The sequence below is a fragment of the Streptomyces sp. NPDC033131 genome, assembly GCF_055578365.1.
In genome coordinates, this window is sequence record NZ_JBVIPA010000022.1 from 29,719 (window position 1) to 50,867 (window position 21,149).

At 71.9% G+C, this 21,149-nt stretch carries 17 protein-coding genes; 13 read left to right on the forward strand and 4 right to left on the reverse strand.

The window, feature by feature from the left end:
• Positions 1-6: 6 nt before the first annotated feature.
• The gene (locus tag ACZ5XS_RS26065; RefSeq protein WP_468655176.1) at positions 7-1,803 is read right to left on the reverse strand and encodes a serine hydrolase domain-containing protein; all 1,797 of its coding nucleotides are present in this window, start codon (positions 1,801-1,803) and stop codon (positions 7-9) included.
• Positions 1,804-2,005: 202 nt separating this feature from the next.
• On the opposite strand from ACZ5XS_RS26065, the gene ACZ5XS_RS26070 reads away from it, so the two are divergent.
• The 3 genes from ACZ5XS_RS26070 to sigJ all read left to right on the forward strand — a co-directional run bounded on the left by ACZ5XS_RS26070 (position 2,006) and on the right by sigJ (position 5,697).
• The gene (locus tag ACZ5XS_RS26070; protein ID WP_468655178.1) at positions 2,006-3,115 is read left to right on the forward strand and encodes an NAD(P)H-dependent flavin oxidoreductase; all 1,110 of its coding nucleotides are present in this window, start codon (positions 2,006-2,008) and stop codon (positions 3,113-3,115) included.
• Entirely contained in the window at positions 3,112-4,665 is a 1,554-nt protein-coding gene (locus ACZ5XS_RS26075) for an acyl-CoA synthetase (RefSeq protein ID WP_468655180.1), read from the forward strand. The genes ACZ5XS_RS26070 and ACZ5XS_RS26075 overlap by 4 nt, the downstream gene beginning before the upstream one ends.
• 165 nt (positions 4,666-4,830) lie before the next feature.
• Entirely contained in the window at positions 4,831-5,697 is an 867-nt protein-coding gene (gene sigJ, locus ACZ5XS_RS26080) for an RNA polymerase sigma factor SigJ (protein WP_468655182.1), read from the forward strand.
• Positions 5,698-5,742: 45 nt separating this feature from the next.
• Here sigJ and ACZ5XS_RS26085 read toward each other — a convergent pair whose 3' ends face one another.
• Positions 5,743-8,154, reverse strand: coding sequence for a penicillin acylase family protein (locus ACZ5XS_RS26085; protein WP_468655184.1), 2,412 nt, complete (start codon positions 8,152-8,154; stop codon positions 5,743-5,745).
• A 132-nt stretch (positions 8,155-8,286) separates the two neighbouring features.
• On the opposite strand from ACZ5XS_RS26085, the gene ACZ5XS_RS26090 reads away from it, so the two are divergent.
• Complete coding sequence (locus ACZ5XS_RS26090; protein WP_468655186.1) at positions 8,287-9,786, forward strand: acyl-CoA synthetase; 1,500 nt, start codon at positions 8,287-8,289, stop codon at positions 9,784-9,786.
• A gap of 163 nt (positions 9,787-9,949) precedes the next feature.
• The gene (locus ACZ5XS_RS26095) at positions 9,950-10,813 is read left to right on the forward strand and encodes an alpha/beta fold hydrolase (RefSeq protein ID WP_468655188.1); all 864 of its coding nucleotides are present in this window, start codon (positions 9,950-9,952) and stop codon (positions 10,811-10,813) included.
• Between the two features lie 33 nt (positions 10,814-10,846).
• On the opposite strand, the gene ACZ5XS_RS26100 is transcribed toward ACZ5XS_RS26095, so the two are convergent.
• Both ACZ5XS_RS26100 and ACZ5XS_RS26105 read right to left on the reverse strand, forming a co-directional pair.
• A complete protein-coding gene (locus ACZ5XS_RS26100; RefSeq protein ID WP_468655190.1) occupies positions 10,847-12,676 on the reverse strand; it encodes an alkaline phosphatase family protein in 1,830 nt (609 codons plus the stop codon).
• Between the two features lie 96 nt (positions 12,677-12,772).
• Positions 12,773-14,413 (reverse strand): acyl-CoA synthetase, encoded by a 1,641-nt coding sequence (locus tag ACZ5XS_RS26105; protein WP_468655192.1) that lies wholly within the window; start codon positions 14,411-14,413, stop codon positions 12,773-12,775.
• A gap of 179 nt (positions 14,414-14,592) precedes the next feature.
• Between ACZ5XS_RS26105 and ACZ5XS_RS26110 the strand changes: the two genes are divergently transcribed.
• The 8 genes from ACZ5XS_RS26110 (at position 14,593) to ACZ5XS_RS26145 (ending at position 21,149) form a co-directional block, all read left to right on the forward strand.
• Positions 14,593-15,393, forward strand: coding sequence for a crotonase/enoyl-CoA hydratase family protein (locus ACZ5XS_RS26110; RefSeq protein WP_468655194.1), 801 nt, complete (start codon positions 14,593-14,595; stop codon positions 15,391-15,393).
• A 47-nt stretch (positions 15,394-15,440) separates the two neighbouring features.
• Positions 15,441-16,382 (forward strand): Zn-ribbon domain-containing OB-fold protein, encoded by a 942-nt coding sequence (locus tag ACZ5XS_RS26115; RefSeq protein ID WP_468655196.1) that lies wholly within the window; start codon positions 15,441-15,443, stop codon positions 16,380-16,382.
• Entirely contained in the window at positions 16,383-17,414 is a 1,032-nt protein-coding gene (locus ACZ5XS_RS26120) for a thiolase domain-containing protein (protein ID WP_468655198.1), read from the forward strand. It begins immediately after the preceding gene.
• On the forward strand, positions 17,411-18,577 hold the full coding sequence (locus ACZ5XS_RS26125) for a thiolase domain-containing protein (RefSeq protein WP_468655200.1): 1,167 nt from the start codon (positions 17,411-17,413) through the stop codon (positions 18,575-18,577). The genes ACZ5XS_RS26120 and ACZ5XS_RS26125 overlap by 4 nt, the downstream gene beginning before the upstream one ends.
• 83 nt (positions 18,578-18,660) lie before the next feature.
• The gene (locus ACZ5XS_RS26130; protein ID WP_067444878.1) at positions 18,661-18,903 is read left to right on the forward strand and encodes a DUF397 domain-containing protein; all 243 of its coding nucleotides are present in this window, start codon (positions 18,661-18,663) and stop codon (positions 18,901-18,903) included.
• Positions 18,904-19,035: 132 nt separating this feature from the next.
• The gene (locus ACZ5XS_RS26135) at positions 19,036-19,938 is read left to right on the forward strand and encodes a universal stress protein (RefSeq protein ID WP_468655202.1); all 903 of its coding nucleotides are present in this window, start codon (positions 19,036-19,038) and stop codon (positions 19,936-19,938) included.
• 28 nt (positions 19,939-19,966) lie between these two features.
• Positions 19,967-20,674, forward strand: a complete 708-nt coding sequence (locus ACZ5XS_RS26140; RefSeq protein ID WP_468655204.1) for a CGNR zinc finger domain-containing protein — start codon at positions 19,967-19,969, stop codon at positions 20,672-20,674.
• On the forward strand, positions 20,652-21,149 hold the full coding sequence (locus ACZ5XS_RS26145; RefSeq protein WP_217242644.1) for a hypothetical protein: 498 nt from the start codon (positions 20,652-20,654) through the stop codon (positions 21,147-21,149). The genes ACZ5XS_RS26140 and ACZ5XS_RS26145 overlap by 23 nt, the downstream gene beginning before the upstream one ends.

Genomic DNA, 21,149 nt, shown 5'->3' on the forward strand with positions numbered 1-21,149 from the left:
GAGCCGTCAGTCCGCGGACGCAATCCAGCCCTTCGCGTCGATCCGTGCCGCGTCCGCCGGACGTGCCGCGTCGAAGAGGACACCGTCGGCCGTCTCGACCCGCAGCCCGTCGACGTAGGCGCCGCGGCCGACGTACAGCCGGCCGGTCGTGTACCGCCAGCGCAGGCCCAGTTGCCCGGCCGCCGGGAGGGCCGCCCCGAGCCGGTACCAGACGCGCCCGGACCAGCCGGCGACCGTTCCGGACGGGTGCTCCCGCTGCCCGTCGCCGTGGCGGGTGGTGGTGAACGGGACGGGCTGCCAGGTCGTGCCGCCGTCCGTGGTGGCCTCCAGGACGAGCACATCGGCCGGCTCGGTGTCCCACCACAGCGCGCAGCGCAGCCGTGCGGCGCCCGAGGCCGTGTCGAGCGCGGGCAGCGCCAGGGTGGCGGTGGTGTTGCTCGCCATCCCGGAGAACCAGGCGGTACGTCCGTACGCGGGGCGGACCCGTACGGCGCGGGCCAGGTGGTTTCCCGCGGCGACCCGGGGAGCGGAGCCGGACCGCCAACTGCGCACCGGGTGGACGGAGTTGCCGAGGACGACGAGGAAGGAGTCGGTCGTCGGGTCGAGCACCAGCGAGGTGCCGGTGAAGCCGGTGTGTCCCGCCGTGCGCGGTGTGGCCAGCGCGCCCATGTACCAGTGCTGGTAGAGCTCGAAGCCGAGGCCGTGCTCGTCACCGGGGAAGGCGGTGTTGAAGTCGGTGAACATCAGCTCCACGGACTCCGGCCGCAGGATGCGGGTCCGGCCGTAGGCGCCGCCGTTGAGCAGCGTCCGGCCCAGAACGGCCAGGTCCCACGCGGTGGAGAACACGCCCGCGTGGCCGGCGACGCCGCCGAGACCGAAGGCGTTCTCGTCATGCACCTCACCCCACACGAGTCCCCGTTCCAGTCCCGACCAGGGCTTGCGGGCGTCCTCCGTGGCCGCGATCCTCGGCTTCCAGACGGCGGGCGGGTTGTAGCGGGTGTGGTGCAGGCCGAGCGGGGCGGTGACCTCGTCGCGGAGGAGTGTGTCCAGCGGGCGGCCTGTGATCCTCTCCAGTACCAGCTGGAGCGAGATCAGGTTCAGGTCCGAGTAGAGGTAGGCGGAGCCGGGCGCGTTGAGCGGCGCTTCCTTCCAGATGAGCTGGAGCTTCTCCTCGTACGTCGGCGCGTTGTACAGCGGGATCCAGGCGCGGAATCCCGACGTGTGGGTGAGGAGCTGGCGGACGGTGACGTCCTGCTTGCCCGCGCCGCCGAACTCCGGGAGGTACCCGGCGACCTTCCCCTCCAGCTCCAGCGCGCCCCGCTCGATCTGCTGCACGGCGAGGATCGACGTGAACAGCTTCGACACCGAGGCGAGGTCGAAGACGGTGTCCCGCGCCATGGGGATCTGCCGGTCGGCCGGGAACTCGACGCCGCTGTCGGTCTTCTCGTCGTACGCCTGGTAGCGCACCGCCATCCCGACGGGCTGATGCAGGGCCACGGTGGAGCCGCGGCCGGCGAGCAGCACGGCGCCCGCGTACCAGGGGTGTTCGGGGGAGGGGGCGAGGAACGTCTCGGCGTCGGTGACGAGTTGGCGCAGGTGGGTGGAGAGCAGACCGGCGCGCTCGGGGGAGCCGTGGCGCAGGGTGGGGTGCGCGGTTCGCGGGGCGGCGGACGCCGGGCCCGCGGGGAAGGGGGCGAGGGCGAGAGCGCCGCCCAGCGCGAGGGTGCGTCGGCCCAGTTGACGACGGGTCATCCCCGGCCGCCCGTGTCCGGCCGTCGCTCTGCCCGTGGCGTCTTCCGTCATGGGTGGACCTCCCGCTGCCTGAAAGTACCTGTCCGGGATCGCCGTGCGCTGTGAAGCCTTTGTGTCAGGTGTGCGGTGTGTCAACCGGGCGCGCAGGCGTTCGCGCGGCCGTCCGTCCGGACGGCCGCGGGGGTGCGCAAAAATCTGACGGAGCATCAGAAATACTCTTCCGTCGTCCGGAGGACTGCGGCATCCTGCGCCCATGCAGACGGAGCTGAGCAAGACACTGGGAGTCGAGCACGCCGTCTTCGGCTTCACGCCGTTCCCCGCCGTCGCCGCGGCCATCAGCCGGGCCGGCGGCTTCGGAGTGCTCGGCGCGGTCCGCTACACGGCCCCCGACGACCTCAAACGCGACCTCGACTGGATCGAGGCCAACGTCGACGGCAGGCCGTACGGGCTGGACGTCGTCATGCCCGCCAAGAAGGTCGAGGGCGTCACGGAGGCGGACGTGGAGGCGATGATCCCCGAGGGGCATCGCCAGTACGTCAAGGACACCCTCACCAAGTACGGCGTACCCGGTCTGGCCGAAGGGGAGGCCTCGGGCTGGCGCATCACCGGCTGGATGGAACAGGTCGCCCGCAACCAGCTGGACGTCGCCTTCGACTATCCGATCAGGCTGCTGGCCAACGCGCTCGGATCGCCGCCCGCCGACGTCATCGAGCGCGCCCACGCCCAGGGCGTTCCCGTCGCAGCCCTCGCGGGCAGCGCCCGGCACGCCCGCAAGCACGCGGAGGCGGGCATCGACATCGTCGTCGCGCAGGGCTACGAGGCGGGCGGCCACACCGGGGAGATCGCCTCGATGGTGCTCACGCCCGAAGTCGTCGACGCCGTCGGCCCGTTGCCCGTGCTCGCGGCCGGCGGCATCGGCAGCGGCCGGCAGGTGGCCGCCGCGCTCGCCCTCGGCGCCCAGGGTGTGTGGCTCGGCTCCCTGTGGCTGACCACCACCGAGGCCGACATGCACTCGCCCGCCCTGACCCGCAAGCTCCTCGCGGCCGGGTCCGGCGACACGGTCCGCTCGCGGGCGCTGACCGGGAAACCCGCACGGCAGCTGCGTACCGAGTGGACCGACGCCTGGGACGACCCGGACGGACCCGGCACGCTCCCCATGCCGTTGCAGGGACTGCTGGTCGCCGACGCGGTCTCGCGGATCCAGAAGTACGAGGTGGAGCCGCTGCTCGGGACGCCCGTCGGGCAGATCGTCGGCCGGATGAACAGCGAACGCAGCGTCCAGGAGGTCTTCGACGACCTCACCCGCGGCTTCGAGGAGGCCGTCGACCGCGTCAACCGGATCGCCGGAAGGAGCCAGGAGTGACGACTCAGCCCCTCAACGGATTCTGGGCCCAGGCCGCCGCCGACCCCCGGCGCCCCGCCCTCGTCGCGCCCGACGGCGAGGAGTGGACCGCTGGACGGCTGCACGCCGAGACCAACCGGATGGTGCACGGACTGCGCGCGGCCGGGCTCGAACGGGGTGACGCCTTCGCCGTCGTCCTGCCCAACGGCGTCGAGTTCCTCACCGCGTACCTCGCCGCCAGCCAGGCCGGGTTCTATCTCGTTCCCGTCAACCACCACCTCGTCGGCCCCGAGATCGCCTGGATCGTCGCCGACTCCGGCGCCAAGGTGCTCCTCGCCCACGAGCGGTTCGCCGGGCCGGCCCGCCACGCCGCCGACGAGGCCGGCCTCCCGGCCACCCACCGGTACGCCGTCGGCACGGTCGAGGGCTTCCGGCCCTACACCGAACTCCTCGACGGACAGCCGGAGTCGGCGCCCGCCGACCGCACCCTCGGCTGGGTCATGAACTACACCTCGGGCACCACCGGCCGCCCGCGCGGCATCCGGCGCCCCCTGCCGGGCAAGCTCCCCGAGGAGGCGTACCTCGGCGGCTTCCTCGGCATCTTCGGCATCCGGCCGTTCGACGACAACGTGCACCTCGTCTGCTCGCCGCTCTACCACACGGCCGTGCTCCAGTTCGCCGGCGCGTCCCTGCACATCGGCCACCGCCTGGTCCTGATGGACAAGTGGACACCCGAGGAGATGCTCCGCCTCATCGACACCCACCGGTGCACCCATACCCACATGGTCCCCACCCAGTTCCACCGGCTGCTGGCCCTCCCGGACGACGTCAGGGCACGCTACGACGTCTCGTCCATGCGGCATGCCATCCACGGCGCCGCCCCCTGCCCCGACCACGTCAAACGGGCCATGATCGACTGGTGGGGACACTGCGTGGAGGAGTACTACGCGGCCAGCGAGGGCGGTGGAGCCTTCGCGACCGCCGAGGACTGGCTGAAGAAACCCGGGACCGTCGGCAAGGCCTGGCCCATCAGCGAGCTCGCGGTCTTCGACGACGACGGCAACCGGCTGCCGCCCGGCGAGCTCGGCACGGTCTACCTGAAGATGAACACCGGCGGCTTCTCGTACCACAAGGACGAGGCCAAGACCCGCAAGAACCGCATCGGCGACTTCTTCACCGTCGGCGACCTCGGCGTCCTCGACGAGGACGGCTACCTCTTCCTCCGCGACCGCAAGATCGACATGATCATCTCGGGCGGGGTCAACATCTACCCGGCCGAGATCGAGTCCGCCCTGCTCTCCCACCCCGCCGTCGCCGACGCCGCCGCCTTCGGCATCCCGCACGACGACTGGGGCGAGGAGGTCAAGGCCGTCGTCGAACCGGCCCCCGGCCACGCGCCGGGCCCCGCCCTCGCCGCCGCGCTCCTCGACCACTGCGCCGAACAGCTCGCCGGGTACAAGCGGCCCAAGAGCGTCGACTTCATCGCTCACCTGCCGCGCGACCCCAACGGCAAGCTGTACAAGCGGCGTCTGCGGGATCCGTACTGGGAGGGCCGTACACGACCGGTCTGACCTGCCTTCACCTTCACGTGCCGGCTCCACGGACCCGGCACGATCTGCGGCGGCGACCGGCCGTTCGGTCACTCCGGGTGGCGCGACAGGGACGCGGCGGAGTTGACTGGGGGCACCCGCACTGGCGGCGACCAACGCAGCGAACGTCTGGGAAGGACATGGGAATTGGAAACCCCCGAGCCGGCGACCGAGCAGTTCGAGACCTACCGCCCCCTGCTGCTCGGCCTCGCCTACCGGCTGCTCGGCAGCATGGGGGACGCCGAAGACGTCGTCCACCTCGCCCACCTGCGGTGGACCGGCACCGACCAGGCCCAGGTCCGCGGTCCCCGGACCTACCTCGTCACCGTCCTCACGAGGCTCGCCGTCGACCGGCTCAAGTCCGCCAAGGTGACCCGCGAGGCGTACACCGGGCCCTGGCTGCCCGAGCCGGTGGCCACCGGCTCGCTCGGCCCGCTGGGTACGGCCGCGCTGCGGAACACCGTCGCCTACGCCACCGTCCACCTGATGGAGCGTCTGTCACCCCCGGACCGAGCGGCTTTCGTGCTGCACGAGGCCTTCGAACTCCCGTACGGCGAAATCGCCCGCATCCTCGACGCCACCGAGACGAACTGCCGCCAGATGTACCTGCGCGCAAGCCGCCGGCTCGCCGCCGGACGCGACCGGTTCACGCTGTCCGACGACGACCACGCCAAGCTCCTGGCGCGGTTCCTGGAGGCCGCGCAGAGCAGGGACCAGGCCCGGCTGACGGCGCTGCTGACCGAGGACGCGGTCGCCTGGAGTGACGGGGGCGGCAAGGTCAGGGCGGCCCTGTGGCCCGTCGAGGGCCGCGAGCAGGTCATCGCCTTCGCCGCCGACCTGGTGGCCCGCTACCCCCTCGGCACCCCGCGCCGCGTGGACGTCAACGGCCGGCCCACCCTCGCGATCACGGTCGACGGCATCGACCAGGTCGTCACGATCGACGTGCGGGACGACCGCATCGACGCCCTCTACGTGGTGCTCAACCCGGACAAGCTCGGCCGCGTCACCACCTGAACCGGGAGTGCGGTCCCGCCCCCTGGGAGGGGCGGGACCACACGATCAGCGCTCGCGGACGAAGACGATCCTCAGCGCCGCCGAGGACAGGATGTCCCTCTCGCAGAACCGGGACGTCACCCACTTCTCGCCGGAGAACAACCGGGTCTGGTCGCTGTGGTGCGGCGAGTTCGGGTTCGAGGACTGGGAGTACGTCAGCAGCGTACGGGCGACCGGGCACCGGTTGCCGTCCCAGCCCACGGCCTGGAGGTAGCTGGAGCCGGTCGTCACCTCGGTGTAGCCGCCGCCCGCCGGGTTCCACACCGGCTCGATCTTGTTCCACACGCCCAGCGACTCGGTCCCGCCCGGAACGGGGATGCGCCGGTCGTTCCGGACGACGAACTGGTGCCGCGAGAGCGGGGAGCCGAGCGCGATGCCCGCTGCCCGCAGCTCGGTGACCGCGTCCGCGAGGGCGGTGGTGAAGCCCGGCGCGGCCGTGTTGAGCGTGTGCGGTGTGCGGACCGGGTCCGCCGCCGAGAACGGCACCTTCCACAGCTGCCCGGCCGGCACGGAGGCCGTCAGCTTCCGCCAGAACCGGTCGAAGAGCAGCGCACCCCGACTGCCGGTGTCCGTGGACCGGTCCCACGCGGCGAGCACTCCGCACGCCTCGGAGACGTCGACTGCCCTGCCGTCACCGCCCGTCGTGGTGCCGCCCGGCAGCGCGGCGCACGCCTTCGCCGCGTCGCTCGCGGCGAGGTCGCCCGCGGGCGCCCGGTTGGCGAACTGCAGTGCCTGCAGGTCCCGTACCGTCAGGCGGCCCTTTCCGGCCAGCGCCGCCACGTCCTCGACCGCGCCCCGGGTCCGCATCGAACGCGGGGTGCCGATCGTGCCGAAGACCCGCTCGTAGCCCGTCAGCGGCCGGTCGACGTTGGCCAGCCAGGCGCTGTCGTTGGAGTTCACCGCGTACGGGGCGCCCTCGAGGACCGGCATCTTCGCCGGACCGAAGATCCCCGGCTGTACGGCGTCCTTGTCGCTGCCGAGTGCGCACTCCCCGCGCGAGCCGTCGAGGACCGCGAGCCCCGACGAGGGATAGGTGACCCTGCCGAGCGGGGTGGAGCAGCGCTGGGCCAGTTCGTCGGTGATCCGCGGGAGCACCTGCGACTGCGTGAACAGCGTGTGCCCGCCGGAGTCGGCGGCGACCGTGTTCACCCAGGGCAGCCCCTGCGTGCGCGCCAGGGACCCGAGGATGTCCCCGGTGCCGCGGGCCCGGCTGAAGCCGAGGGCGGTGTCAAAGCCGCGCAGGTTGGTGGCGTTGGGGTCGTTGAGCGCGTACGCCGTCGTGGTCGTCCACGGCAGCGGCAGCGAGGCACCGAGCGAGGCGACGAGAGGGCCGTACCGCGTCCACCACTGGGTCCGCGTCACCGCCGTGCCGTCCTTGACCGCCACGGTGACGGTGCGCTTCGTCATCCGCTCCGGTGTGCCGTCCACGAGGTACGTGGTGGGGTCGGCCGGATCAAGGGTCAGCTGGTGGAGGTTCAGGGGGACGCCCGTCGCGACGGTGTGGCTCCACGCCACATGCGCGTTGTGCCCCATGGACACCGTCGCCGAGCCGAGCAGCGAGCCGCCGGAGACGTTGAGCTCGCCGGGGATGGTCTGCTGTGCCTGCCAGAAGCGCCGGCCGCCGTGCCACGGGTAGTGCGGGTTGCCGAGCAGCAGCCCGCGGCCGTTCGCTGTCGTGGTGCCGCTGAAGGCGACCGCGTTGGAGCCCATGTCAGCGGTGTCGGCGAGGAGTTCGCGGGCGGCCCGGGCGGTGTCGTGGGCGTCCGGGATGCCGGGTGCGGTCGTCGTGGTGGCCGTCGGCGGCTGCGCCGCCGCGATGCCGTCCACGCCACGGCCCTGACCGCCGAGCACGGCCAGCGCGAACCCGCGCGCGGCCACGTCGAGGGCCGTCACCGGGCGCACCCAGGCGGCCCCCTTGCACGCCGGGTCGGTGATCCGGTTCTGCTTCAGCCAGGCGTTGTAGCCCGCCGCGAAGCCCCGCATCAGGTCCTTCGCCGGCCGGCTCGGTCCGCGCGGCGCCGGTTCGGCGAGCAGCTTCTCCACCGTGCCCGCCTCCCGCACCCCGCGGAAGTACAGGTCGCTGGAGAGGTTCTTCGTGGCCGAGGAGAGCGAGACATCGGGTGTCGCGTCGGACCCGAAGAAGCGGGAGCGTTCGCCGCGTACGGTCACGAAACCGTCGGCGAGCGTGCACACGTGGTCGGCGGCCTGCGCCCACCCGGTGCCGAAGCCGAGGTTCGCGTAGTCCTTCGCAAGGATGTGCGGAATGCCGTACTCGGTGTAGCGGACGACGGCGGACAGCCCGCCGTGGGAGAGGTGTTCCTGTCGTTCCCGGCTCTGTGCGACGGCCTGGGGCAGTGCGGTGGCGGCGGTGAGCAGGGCGACGGCCGCTACTGCGGTTCGTCTGAGGCGGGTGCGCATCGTGCCTCCCAACGTCGTTGAGGGAAGGGATGGTTGAGCGTACTGGCTGGTAGGTCTCCTGAGCCCCGTACGGACGTGGCCTTCGGCTCCGGTCCTTGACCTCCTTCTTCCGCGGACCGAGGATCATGTGTCATGACGCCCGGACACGGCAGCACGGTTGACGGAGTGCTGCGACGCAGCGCCCGACGCACCCCGGCACGGATCGCGGTGGAGTACGGCGACCGCTCCTGGACCTACGAGGAACTCGACGAGGCGGTGTCCCGCGCGGCGAGCCTCCTGCTCGGCCAGGGCCTGGACCCCGGTGACCGGGTCGGCGCCTACGGCCACAACTCCGACGCCTATCTGATCGGCTTCCTCGCCTGCGCCCGCGCCGGCCTCGTGCACGTGCCCGTCAACCAGAACCTCACCGGCGACGACCTCGCGTACCTCGTCGGTCAGTCCGGCAGCTCCCTGGTCCTCACCGACCCGGATCTGGCCGCACGGCTCCCCGCCGGAGTCCGCACGCTGCCCCTGCGCGACGCCGAGGACTCCCTGCTGGCGCGGCTGGCCACCACACCCGCGTACGACGGTCCCGAAGCGCGCAGCGAGGACCTGGTGCAGCTGCTGTACACCTCCGGGACGACGGCCCTGCCGAAGGGCGCGATGATGACGCACCGCGCCCTGGTGCACGAGTACCTGAGCGCGATCACCGCGCTCGACCTCAGCGCGGGGGACCGGCCGGTGCACTCGCTGCCGCTGTACCACTCGGCGCAGATGCACGTGTTCCTGATGCCGTATCTCGCGGTCGGCGCGACCAACGTCATCCTCGACGCGCCGGACGGCGACCGCCTCTTCGAACTGATCGAGACCGGCCGCGCGGACAGCCTCTTCGCCCCGCCCACGGTGTGGATCGGCCTGACGAACCGTGCGGACTTCCCGGCTCGTGACCTGAGCGGTCTGCGCAAGGCGTACTACGGCGCGTCGATCATGCCGGTGCCCGTGCTGGAGCGGCTGCGTGAACGCCTGCCGAAACTCGCCTTCTACAACTGCTTCGGGCAGAGCGAGATCGGCCCCCTGGCCACCGTCCTCGCGCCCGGCGAGCACAAGGGCCGCATGGACTCCTGCGGCCGGCCCGTCCTCTTCGTGGACGCCCGCGTGGTCGACGAGGACGGCAAGGACGTGCCCGACGGCACGCCCGGCGAGATCGTCTACCGCTCCCCGCAGCTGTGCGAGGGCTACTGGGACAAGCCCGAGGAGACGGCCGCCGCCTTCCGCGACGGCTGGTTCCGCTCCGGCGACCTCGCGGTGCGTGACGCCCACGGCTACTTCACGATCGTCGACCGCGTGAAGGACGTCATCAACTCCGGTGGCGTACTGGTCGCTTCCCGCCAGGTCGAGGACGCCCTGTACACGCACGACGCCGTCGCCGAGGTCGCCGTGGTCGGCCTGCCCGACGAACGGTGGATCGAGGCCGTCACGGCGGTCGTCGTCCGGCGCGGCGAGGTCACGGAGGAGGACCTCATCGCCCACGCCCGCGAGAAGCTTCCCCACTTCAAGGCACCGAAGCGGGTGGTGTTCGTGGACGAGCTTCCGCGCAACGCGAGCGGGAAGATCCTCAAGCGTGAGCTGCGGGACCGGTTCGCGGGTGCCTGACCTCGACGACAGGGCCCAGCGGGGGCGCGGCTCCACTTTCCGGTGGATCCCGACCCCGCGGAACCCTCCCGTGGTGTTCGGGATCGGTGATCCAGGCGGCCGGATGCGGGCAAGGGGACGGCGGCGATCTTCTCGGTGTGCCGGGTCCGCATAATGGGGCGCCATGCCCACCTTCACCGCACCTGACGGGACCCGGCTCGCCCACCACCTCCGAGGCGACGGCGATCCGCTCGTCGTGCTGCCCGGTGGTCCGATGCGGGCCTCCTCCTACCTCGACGACCTGGGCGGGCTCGGCGCCCACCGCCGGCTGGTGCTGCTCGACCTGCGCGGCACCGGCGACTCGGCCGTGCCGGCGGATCCGGCCACCTACCGCTGCGACCGGCTCGTGGACGACGTGGAGGCGTTGCGGCGCCACCTGGGGCTGGAGCGCATGGACGTGCTCGGGCACTCGGCGGGCGGCAGCCTGGCCACGCTGTACGCCGCCCGGTACCCGGAGCGGGTGGGCCGGCTGCTGCTCGTCACCGCCACGCCCTGGGCGCTGGGCATGCCGGCGACGGCCGAGGACCGGTTGGCGGCGGCCCGGCTGCGGCAGGGCGAGCCGTGGTTCGAGGAGGCGTTCGAGGCGTTCGCGGCCTGGGTGGCGGGAACGGGTGACTTCGACCCGGTGTTCGCGCCCTTCTTCCACGGGCGCTGGGACGACGCCGCGCAGGAGCACGAGGCGCGCGGCGTCGAGGAGTGCAACGACCAGGCCGCCGACGTGTACGGCTCCGCGGGCGCCTACGACCCGCCCGCGACCCGGGCCGCCCTGGCCCGGCTGACCGCACCCGTCCTCGTCCTGGCGGGCGAACTCGACGGCGGCCCGTGCCCCGGCCTCGCCCGCCGTGCCGTCGACGCCTACCCGAACGCCGAGTTCACGGTCCAGCCGGGCGCCGGCCACTACCCCTGGCTGGACGACCCCGAGTGGTTCGTACGGCGGGTCCTCGCGTTCCTGGACGGAGACGGCCCCGCTCCGTCCGCGCCGCGGTGAGACGGGTGACCCGGGACGGACGCCGGACCGGCCCTACTTCGCGTACGCCGTCATGAAGCGGTCGCGGAACTTGTCCATGCCCCACTGCGGCGCGTTCTCGGCGGGCTTGAGGCCGTCCGTCCAGCCCCAGTCGGAGATCCGGTCGAGTACCTTCGGGTCCTTGGCGACGATCGTGATCGGCACGTCCCTGTTCGCGCTGCCCCCGGTGACGGTCGGAACCGGCTGGTGGTCGCCGAGGAAGACGAGGACCGTGTTCTCGTCGCCGTAGCGCTCGAGCCACTGGGTGAGGCTGTCCACGGAGTACTGCACGGACTTGCGGTACTCGGTACGCACGCGCTCCCGGCTCTTCCAGACCTCCGTCGGATTGGTGCCCTCCTTCTTGATCTGGTTGAAGACCGTGCCGTCACCGAGGTCGTCCCAGTCGATGGTGCGGGGGATCGGCGACCAGGGGTTGTGGCTGGAGGCCAGGATGATCTCCGCCATGATCGGGTCGCGGTTCTTCTTGCCGTGCTCCAGGCGCTGGAAGGCCTCCATGCTGAACTGGTCCGGCACCGGCGACCAGCTGAAGTAGGGACCCTGGTAGCCGAGGTGCGTGGAGTCGTAGATGTGGTCGAGGCCGAAGTACTCGCCCTCGGGCCAGTTCTTCCGTACGCCGGGGACGATGCCAACCGTGCGCCAGGCGCCGGTCTTCTGGAAGTAGCTGGTGAGCGTCGCGCGGTCGCCGGTGGTCAGGCTCAGGTACCGCTGCTGGTTCTTGATCCACAGACCGGACAGGAAGGTCGAGTGGGCGAGCCAGCTGCCGGCCCCCGCCACGGGCGACCTCAGCCAGCCGCTGCGCGAGTCGAAACCGGACGCCTCGAGCCGGCTCGTGCCCTCCGCGAGGGTCGCGTCCATCTCGGGCGCCATCGCCGGGTCGTCGAGCGCGACCCGGCCGTAGCTCTCGACGAAGGTGAACAGGACGTCCTTGCCGCGCAGTCCGGTCAGCAACTGGTCGGGCGGGGTGTCGGCGAAGGCGTCGGCAGCGGCCTGCTTCTGGAAGACCTTGGCATCCCCGAGGCCGTTGCGGACGTACTCCACACGGTTGGCGAGGACCTCGGAGTTGCCCTTGCTGGCGAAGGGGGATCCGCCGGACTGCACGCCGAGGGTGAAGCAGGCGACCCACGCGGTGCCGAGGACGAGGGTGGTGGGGACCGCCACGGTGCGGTGTCGGTCGACGACGGTCGCCAGCCGGATCACCGCCCACGTGCTCAGCGTGAGCACGGCGACGAGGAGGACGATCACCCCGGTCACCACGAGCACCTGGCCCGATCGCCCGAACGACTCCCTGAGGAAGTCCGTCGCGTCGTTCAACAGGATCCAGTCGAAGACGAGGTCGAACGGCCGGGCCAGGAACTGGTAGAAGCCCATGTCGGTGAGTTTGAGGACGGTGAACAGGCCGAGGAACAGGCCTGAGCCGATCGCCACGAACCGACGGGGTTTGGGCGGCAGTGCGAGCAGGACGACCGCCAGAAGGATCGCCTCGACGGGGAGGCGGAGGAACGAGAAGTAAGTGGTCCGGTCGAGGCGATTGGGCAGGAGCAGCGCGAGCCCCACCAGCACTCCGGCCAGCACGCTCGTCCCCACGGACACGCCACGCGACGCGCGGGGGTAGCGGCGTCGCCAGCCGAACCAGCCGGGGGAGGGGACGACGGGCCGGGGATCGCCGGCGGACTCCTCGTGCTCCGGTGCCTCGCCGTTCTCGGACGACCGGGTCTCCTTCACGACGTCCTCGGCCGCCTCTTCCCCCGCGGCCCCTCCGTCACCCGTATCCGCCTCGCCCCCAGCGGTACCCGGCAGTTGACGAGAGCGAGTGAAGAGTGACACCCGGAGGTCCTTCCGTGCGGTCGTGCGAGGGCATGGCAATCAGGGCTCGAAGGCCCAGCCTGCCATCTCCCAGTACGTCCGCACGGCGCCTGCGGTTCAAGCCGACGGCCCCGGAATTGATCCTTCCGCCGACGTCGCCACCTCCCGGGCCCACCGGTAGTCCGCCTTGCCGCTGGGTGACCGGCGGAGTGTCTGCGCGACCACCAGCCGGCGCGGGATCTTGTAACCGGCGAGCCGGGAACGGCAGTGCGCCTGGATCTCCTCCAGGGACGGCCGTACCGCCCCTTCCCGCACCTGCACCACGGCTGCCACATGGTGGCCCCACTTCGCGTCCGGAACCCCGGCCACCAGCGCGTCGTAGACGTCCGGATGGGACTTGAGCGCCTGCTCGACCTCCTCCGGGTACACCTTCTCGCCGCCCGTGTTGATGCACTGCGAGCCGCGTCCGAGGACGGTGACCACGCCCTCCTCGTCGACGGTGGCCATGTCGCCGAGCAGCACCCACCGCTCGCCGTCCTTCTCGAAGAAGGTCTCGGCACTCTTGCGAGGGTCGTTGTAGTAGCCGAGCGGCACGTGCCCGCACTGCGCGACCCGGCCCACCTCGCCGACGGCGACCGGTTCGCGGGTGGCCGGATCCACCACCTGAGTACGGGAGTTGACGCGGACACGGAAGCCGCGTTCGGGGCCGGAGTCCTCCGTCGCCGTGCCGTTGAAACCGGACTCGGAGGAGCCGAAGTTGTTCAGCAGCATCACGTTCGGGACGAGCGCCTGGAACTGCCTGCGCACCGTGTCCGACATGATCGCCCCCGACGACGACACGCTGAACATCGACGACATGTCGATGCCCTTCATGGGGCCTTCGAGCGCGTCGATCAACGGTCGCAGCATCGCGTCACCCACCAGCGACATGCTGGTGACCTTCTCCCTCTCGATCGTCCGCAGTACCTCCTCGGGCGCGAACTTGCGGTGCAGCACCACCCGTTGGCCGAAGTTGAAGCCGATGAACGCCGTCAGGGTGGACGTGCCGTGCATCAGCGGGGGAGCGGGGAAGAAGGTGATCCCCGATCCGCCGGCCGCGACCCGCCCGGCCAGCTCCTGCGGCTTCGTCACCGGCTCGCCGGTCGGTGCGCCGCCCCCGAGCCCCGAGAAGAACAGGTCCTCCTGGCGCCACATCACGCCCTTGGGCATGCCGGTGGTGCCACCGGTGTAGATGATGAACTGGTCGTCGCCCGAGCGGGTGGGGAACCCGCGCTCCGGGGAGCCGGAGGCTTCCGCCGTCGCGAAATCCACGGCGGCCACCTCGGCCGCCCCCGGTGCCGGCGTCCCGACCCGCACCAGATGCCGCAGCGCGTCCGTGTGCGGCAGCGTCGCCGCGACCCGGTCGGTGAACTCCGCGTCGAAGACCAGCCCCACCAGGTCGGCGTCCCGGTACAGGTAGACCAGCTCGTCCTCCACATAACGGTAGTTGACGTTGACCGGAACGATCCGTGCCTTCAGGCAGCCGAGCACGGCCTGGAGGTACTCGACGCCGTTGTAGAGGTGCAGGCCCACGTGCTCACCGGGCCGTACCCCGCTGTCGGCCAGGTGGTGGCCCATCCGGTTGGCGGCGGCGTCCAGTTCCGCGTACGTCAGCCGGCGCTCCGCGCCCGTACCGGGGTGGTCGATGTACACGAGCGCCTCGCGGTCCGGGACCACGTCGACGACCGACTCGAACAGGTCGGCAAGGTTGTACTCCACCGCTCCTCCTGACCTCGGACGGGCCCTGGCTCTACGACGGTTCGCCGGTCATCTGAGCAAAGGGGGCCGCAACTGTGAAGAGTCCGCGCCGAATAAATCTGACTGTGTGTCAGAAAACCCTTGAAGTGCCCAGGCGCCTCCTGCAACCTGTTCTCGTTCTTTCAGAGGGGAGATGGGCAATGGGTGGGACCGAACACCTCACCGTGCGGCGCCACGGCGCCACACTGGTGCTCACGCTCAACAGGCCCGACGCCAAAAACGCGCTCTCGCTGTCCATGCTCGTCGGCCTGTACGACGGCTGGACCGAGGCCGACGAGGACGACGCGGTGCGCTCGATCGTGCTGACCGGGGCGGGCGGCGCGTTCTGCGCCGGCATGGACCTCAAGGCCCTCGCCGGGCAGGGCATGGAGGGCGAGCAGCACCGGGACCGCCTCAAGGCCGACCCGGACCTGCACTGGAAGGCGATGCTGCGACACCACCGCCCCCGCAAGCCGGTGATCGCCGCCGTCGAGGGGTACTGCGTCGCCGGTGGCACCGAGATCCTCCAGGGCACCGACATCCGGGTCGCGGGCGAGTCGGCGACCTTCGGGCTGTTCGAGGTCAAGCGCGGGCTCTTCCCGATCGGCGGTTCCACCGTCCGGCTGCAACGCCAGATCCCGCGCACCCACGCCCTGGAGATGCTGCTCACCGGCCGCCCCTACACCGCCCGCGAGGCCGCCGGCATCGGTCTGATCGGCCATGTGGTCCCCGACGGCACGGCACTCGACAAGGCCCTGGAGATCGCCGAACAGATCAACGCCTGCGGTCCGCTCGCCGTCGAGGCCGTCAAGGCATCCGTGTACGAGACCGCCGAGATGACCGAGGCCGACGGACTCGCCGCCGAACTCGAACGTGGCTGGCCCGTCTTCGACACGGCCGACGCCAAGGAGGGCGCCCGCGCCTTCGCGGAGAAACGACCGCCCGAGTACAAGCGCGCCTGACCTCGCGTACCGGCGCGTCCGCCCTCCCGCAGAAGGAGACACCCCAGATGCCCGAAGTCCTCAAAGCGCCGCTCGTCGTCGAGTTCCCCTTCACCCGCTCCCTGGGCCCCGTCCAGAGCGCCTTCCTCACCGGCCTGCGCGAACGCGTCGTCCTCGGGGTGAGGACCGCCGACGGCCGCGTTCTCGTTCCGCCCGTCGAGTACGACCCGGTCACCGCCGCGGAGATACGTGACCTCGTCGAGGTGGCCCCCACCGGCACGGTCACCACCTGGGCCTGGAACCACGCCCCCCGCCGCGGCCAGCCCCTGACCACTCCCTTCGCCTGGGCCCTGATCCGCCTCGACGGCGCCGACACCGCCCTCCTGCACGCCCTCGACGTCCCGGGCCCCGACGCCGTCCACACCGGCATGCGCGTCCGTGTCCGCTGGGCCGGCGAACGCGTGGGCGCCATCACGGACATCGCCTGCTTCGAGCCCTACGACGGCGACCGCGCCGGGCCGGCGGGCCACACCGGGGAGTTCGAGGACCCGGTCACCGGCATCGTCGCCCCGGCCCGCCTCGACTACACCTACTCGCCCGGCCGCGCCCAGTCCGCGTACCTCCACGCCCTCGCCGAACAGCGGGTCGTCGGCGAGCGCTGCCCGTCCTGCCGCAAGGTGTACGTCCCGCCGAGGGGCGCGTGCCCCACCTGTGGCGTGGCCACGTCGGAACAGGTCGAGGTGGGTCCGCGCGGCACGGTCACCACCTTCTGCATCGTCAACATCAAGGCGAAGAACCTCGACATCGAGGTCCCGTACGTCTACGCGCACATCGCCCTCGACGGCGCCGACCTCGCCCTGCACGGCCGCATCGCGGGCATCCCCTACGACCGGGTGCGCATGGGCCTGCGCGTCGAACCCGTGTGGAGTGCAGGCGGCGGACACCCCGACCACTACCGGCCGACCGGCGAGCCCGACGCGGACTACGAGACGTACAAGGAGCTGGTGTAGATGCCGCCCCTCAGGGAGGTCGCCGTCGTCGCCTTCGCGCACACCGGCCACCTGCGCAGCGCCGACGAGCTCTCCGAAGTGGAGATGCTCATGCCCGTCCTGCACGACGTGCTCGACCAGACCGGCCTGAAGACCGCGGACATCGACTTCACCTGCTCCGGCTCCTGCGACTACCTCGCCGGCCGGGCCTTCTCCTTCACGCTCGCCCTCGACGGGGTGGGCGCCTGGCCGCCGATCTCCGAGTCCCACGTCGAGATGGACGGCGCGTGGGCGCTGTACGAGGCGTGGACCAAGCTGCTGACCGGCGACGCCGACACCGCACTCGTGTACTCCTACGGCAAGTCCTCACCCGGGTCGGTCCGCGACGTCCTGACCCGCCAGCTCGACCCGTACTACGTGGCACCCCTGTGGCCCGACTCCGTCGCCCTCGCCGCCCTCCAGGCACAGGCACTCATCGACGCGGGCGAGACCGACGAGCCCGCGCTCGCCGCCGTGGCGGACCGCAGCCGCAACGCCCCGCCCGGCACGGCCTCGCGGCGGGACTACGTCGTCCGGCCCCTGCGCACCGGCGACTGCCCGCCCGTCGGCGACGGGGCCGCGGCCGTCGTCCTCGCGGCGGGGGACCGGGCCAGGGAACTGTGCCCCCGGCCCGCCTGGATCCGCGGCATCGACCACCGCATCGAGGCACACGGCCTCGGCGTCCGCGACCTGACCGACTCGCCCTCCGCCCGGCTGGCCGCCGAGAAGGCCGGCGCCTTCGAACGGCCCGTCGACACCGCCGAGTTGCACGCACCCTTCAGCTCGCAGGAGGTCGTCCTGCGCAAGGCGCTCGGGCTGGACGACGACGTGAGGATCAACCCCTCCGGCGGCGCGCTCGCCGCCAACCCGGTCATGGCCGCCGGGCTCATCCGCATCGGCGAGGCCGCCGCCCGCATCCACCGCGGCGCGTCCGACCGGGCCCTCGCCCACGCCACCTCCGGCCCCTGCCTCCAACAGAATCTGGTCGCCGTACTCGAAGGGGATCCGCGATGAGCAAGGAGCCCGTGGCCGTCGTAGGCGTCGGCCAGACCAAGCACGTGGCGGCACGCCGGGACGTGTCCATCGCCGGACTCGTGCGGGAGGCGGCCCGCAGGGCCCTGGACGACGCCGAGCTGGACTGGGCGGACATCGACGCCGTCGTCATCGGCAAGGCGCCCGACTTCTTCGAGGGCGTGATGATGCCGGAGCTGTACCTGGCCGACGCGCTGGGTGCTGTGGGCAAGCCCATGCTGCGGGTGCACACCGCGGGCTCGGTCGGCGGGTCGACGGCGCTCGTCGCCGCGAACCTGGTCGCCGCCCGGGTCCACGCCACCGTGCTCACCCTCGCCTTCGAGAAGCAGTCCGAGTCCAACGCCATGTGGGGGCTGTCCCTGCCCGTCCCCTTCCAGCAGCCACTGCTGGCCGGGGCCGGCGGGTTCTTCGCCCCGCACGTACGCGCGTACATGCGACGCAGCGGCGCGCCCGACACGGTCGGCTCCCTCGTCGCGTACAAGAACCGGCGCAACGCGCTCAAGAACCCGTACGCCCACCTGCACGAGCACGACATCACCCTGGAGAAGGTCCAGGCCGCGCCCATGCTCTGGGACCCGATCCGCTACTCGGAGACCTGCCCCTCCTCCGACGGCGCCTGCGCCATGGTCCTCACCGACCGCGCGGGAGCCGCCCGCTCGCCCCGGCCGCCCGCCTGGATGCACGGCGGCGCGATGCGCAGCGAACCCACCCTCTTCGCCGGCAAGGACTTCGTCTCGCCGCAGGCCGGCAAGGACTGCGCGGCCGACGTGTACCGGCAGGCCGCGATCACCGACCCGCGCCGGGAGATCGACGCCGTCGAGATGTACGTGCCGTTCTCCTGGTACGAGCCCATGTGGCTGGAGAACCTCGGCTTCGCCGACGAGGGCGAGGGCTGGAAGCTCACCGAGTCCGGGGTCACCGAACTGGACGGGGACCTGCCCGTCGACATGTCCGGCGGCGTCCTGTCGACCAATCCCATCGGCGCCTCCGGCATGATCCGCTTCGCGGAGGCCGCGCTCCAGGTCCGCGGGCTGGCCGGGGAACACCAGGTGGAGGGCGCGCGGCGGGTGCTCGGGCACGCCTACGGCGGCGGATCGCAGTTCTTCTCCATGTGGCTCGTGGGGTCCGAGCCACCCGCCTCCTGAAAGGTCCCCCTCACGTGGCCTGTCGGCGTCCGGGACCGATCGCTAGGCTGGCCGCGGACGACGCAATCGGGAGGAGCACGGACGTGGCCGAGACCACCATCCAGCAGCAGCCGCTCATGGGCTGGGACAAGCCCGAGCTGGACCTCAGCACCGCCGACTGGCACTCCAGCAGCCGCGGCCTGGGGGATGTCCAGATCGCCTTTGTCGAGGGATTCATCGCGATGCGCAACAGCGGCCGGCCCGAAAGCCCTTCCCTGATCTTCACGCCCGCGGAGTGGGGCGCGTTCGTGTCGGGCGCGAGGGAAGGGGAGTTCGACCTGACCTGAGCCGACGGGCCGATCCGGCGGTGTTCCGACCGTTTTTCCGGACACGCGACCTCCAGCGCTCTCCTGACGCCGACGCCTGGGCAAGGCTGACCGGCAGGAAACGGAAGGTCGTACTCCGGAAGTGAGGAACACATGGGCACTCTGCCGGTGGTCGCGGCGGTCGACGGTTCGGACGACGGTCTGCGTGCCCTGGACTTCGCCCTCGACGCCGCCCGCCGGCGCGAGGCACCGCTGCGGGTGGCCCATGTGCGGCAGTACGCCGCCTGGGCCCGGCCCGAGGTCCTGGCCGCCGGACCGGCCGACCCGGACGACGACCCGGTGCTCGACCAGGTGCGCGGCCGTCTGGAGGGCCGGGACCTTCCGCCGGCGGTCGAGTACCTCGTCCTGGAGGGCGCCCCCCGCGCGCTGCTGCCCGAACTCGGCTCCACCGCGCAGCTGTTGGTGCTCGGCTCGCGGGGCCGCGGCGGCTTCACCGGCCTGCTCCTCGGCTCCAACGGCATGGCCGCCGCCCGCGACGCCGAGTGCCCCGTCGTCGTGGTGCCCCGGCCCGGGCGAGAGGTGCACGGCAACACACCGGCCGCGCCGGGTCCCCGTGTGGTCGTCGGCCTCCAGGTGGACAGCCCCGACGAGGCCACGCTCGCCTTCGCCTTCACCGAGGCCGCCCTGCGCCACGCTCGCCTCCAGGTCGTCGCCGCCTTCCCGTGGCCGGTCCAGGACTGGGCGGTCCCCGGCGAACTCGCCCCGGTGATGATCGACCAGGACGCCGTCGAGAACGAGACCCGCGTCCTCGCCGAGGGCTTCCTCGCCCCGCACAGCGCCCGCCATCCCGGCGTCCTGGCCGAGCCGTACGTGGCACCGGGCGACGCGGCCGGTCACCTCGTCGCCGCCTCGAAGGACGCCGACCTGGTCGTCGTCGGCCGCCACCGCCGCCGCCTGCTGGCACCCGCCCGGATGATGGGCTCGGTCACCCAGGCCGTCCTGCTGCACGCGGCAAGCCCGGTCGCGGTGGTGCCGCCGGCACCGCCGGAGGACTGAGCCACCCCTCAGCCACCGCCCTCGGCTAATGGATGCGCGTGCACCTGTCATCAGCTCCCTGCGGGCCACGCTCAGCAGGGACGCCCGCCTCGCCCTCGACCTCGCCCTGACCGTCCGGCACGACGGAATCGGCCAGGTCGCCGACGACCTCACCGACCCCGTAGGGCTCACCGCCTGGGTCCGCGCCCGCCCCGACGCCCTGCCGGAGGCCGCCGCCTTCGTCGCCGACGAGGCCGCGTACGCCGCCGTCGGTGACCTGCGTGCCGTCATCCGTGCCCTGTTCGCCCGGGCCGTGCGCCCCGCCGACCCGAGCCACACCGACCCGGCCCGCCTCCTCCCCCTGCCCGAGGCCGTGCGGCGGCTCGACGAGGCCGCCGCCCGCACGCCCACCGTCCCCGTACTGCACTCGGCCGAGGACGCCGAACCCGTCGTACGGCGCGAGGCCGCACAGGGCGGCGGCGAACTCACCGCGGTGCTCGCGCACGCCGCGATCGCCTTTCTCGCCGGTCCCGAGCGAGTGCGGCTGCGGGTCTGCCACGCGCCGCGCTGTGCGCGGTACTTCCTCAAGGAGCACCCGCGTCAGAAGTGGTGCAGCCCGTCCTGCGGCGACCGCGCCCGCGTCACGCGGCATCTCGGACGGCACCGCGACCGCGCCCAGCGGAGAAGAGCCGCCCGCACACCACGCGAGGGGTCCGGGCACGTACCATTGCGGCATGTCGTTCCTCCGCCGCCGTAGCGCCACGCCCGCCGGGCCCGACTTCGACGTACTGGCCATGGACCCGGGCGACTGGCCCGGCAATCTGGGCGCCGGTCTGCTGCCCGCGCCCGACGGCAGCTGCCAGGGCGTCTACCTTCGCTACGACCTCTTCGGCGGCCGCGGCCCCGCGATGATCATCGGCAATCTGCCGGAGGGCTCCCCGGCCCGCGACGTCACCGAGGACGAGATCCCCTTCGAGGTCGGCCAGCTACTCCTGGCGCTGGAGAACGACGAGGAGGTGACCGTCGTCGGCTCCGAGGACATGCCGGTGATGCAGGGCGACAACCTCCTGATCGTGCGCCGCCTCAAGCTGTCGGAGAGCCGGATCTCCTGCGTGCAGTTCGACCGCAGCGACAACGTCCTGGTGACCATCGCCGCCTGGGACCGTCCCATCACCGACGACCTGTACGCCCTGCTGAAGCCGCTCCCCGCGGAGCTTTTCCAGCAGGACTGA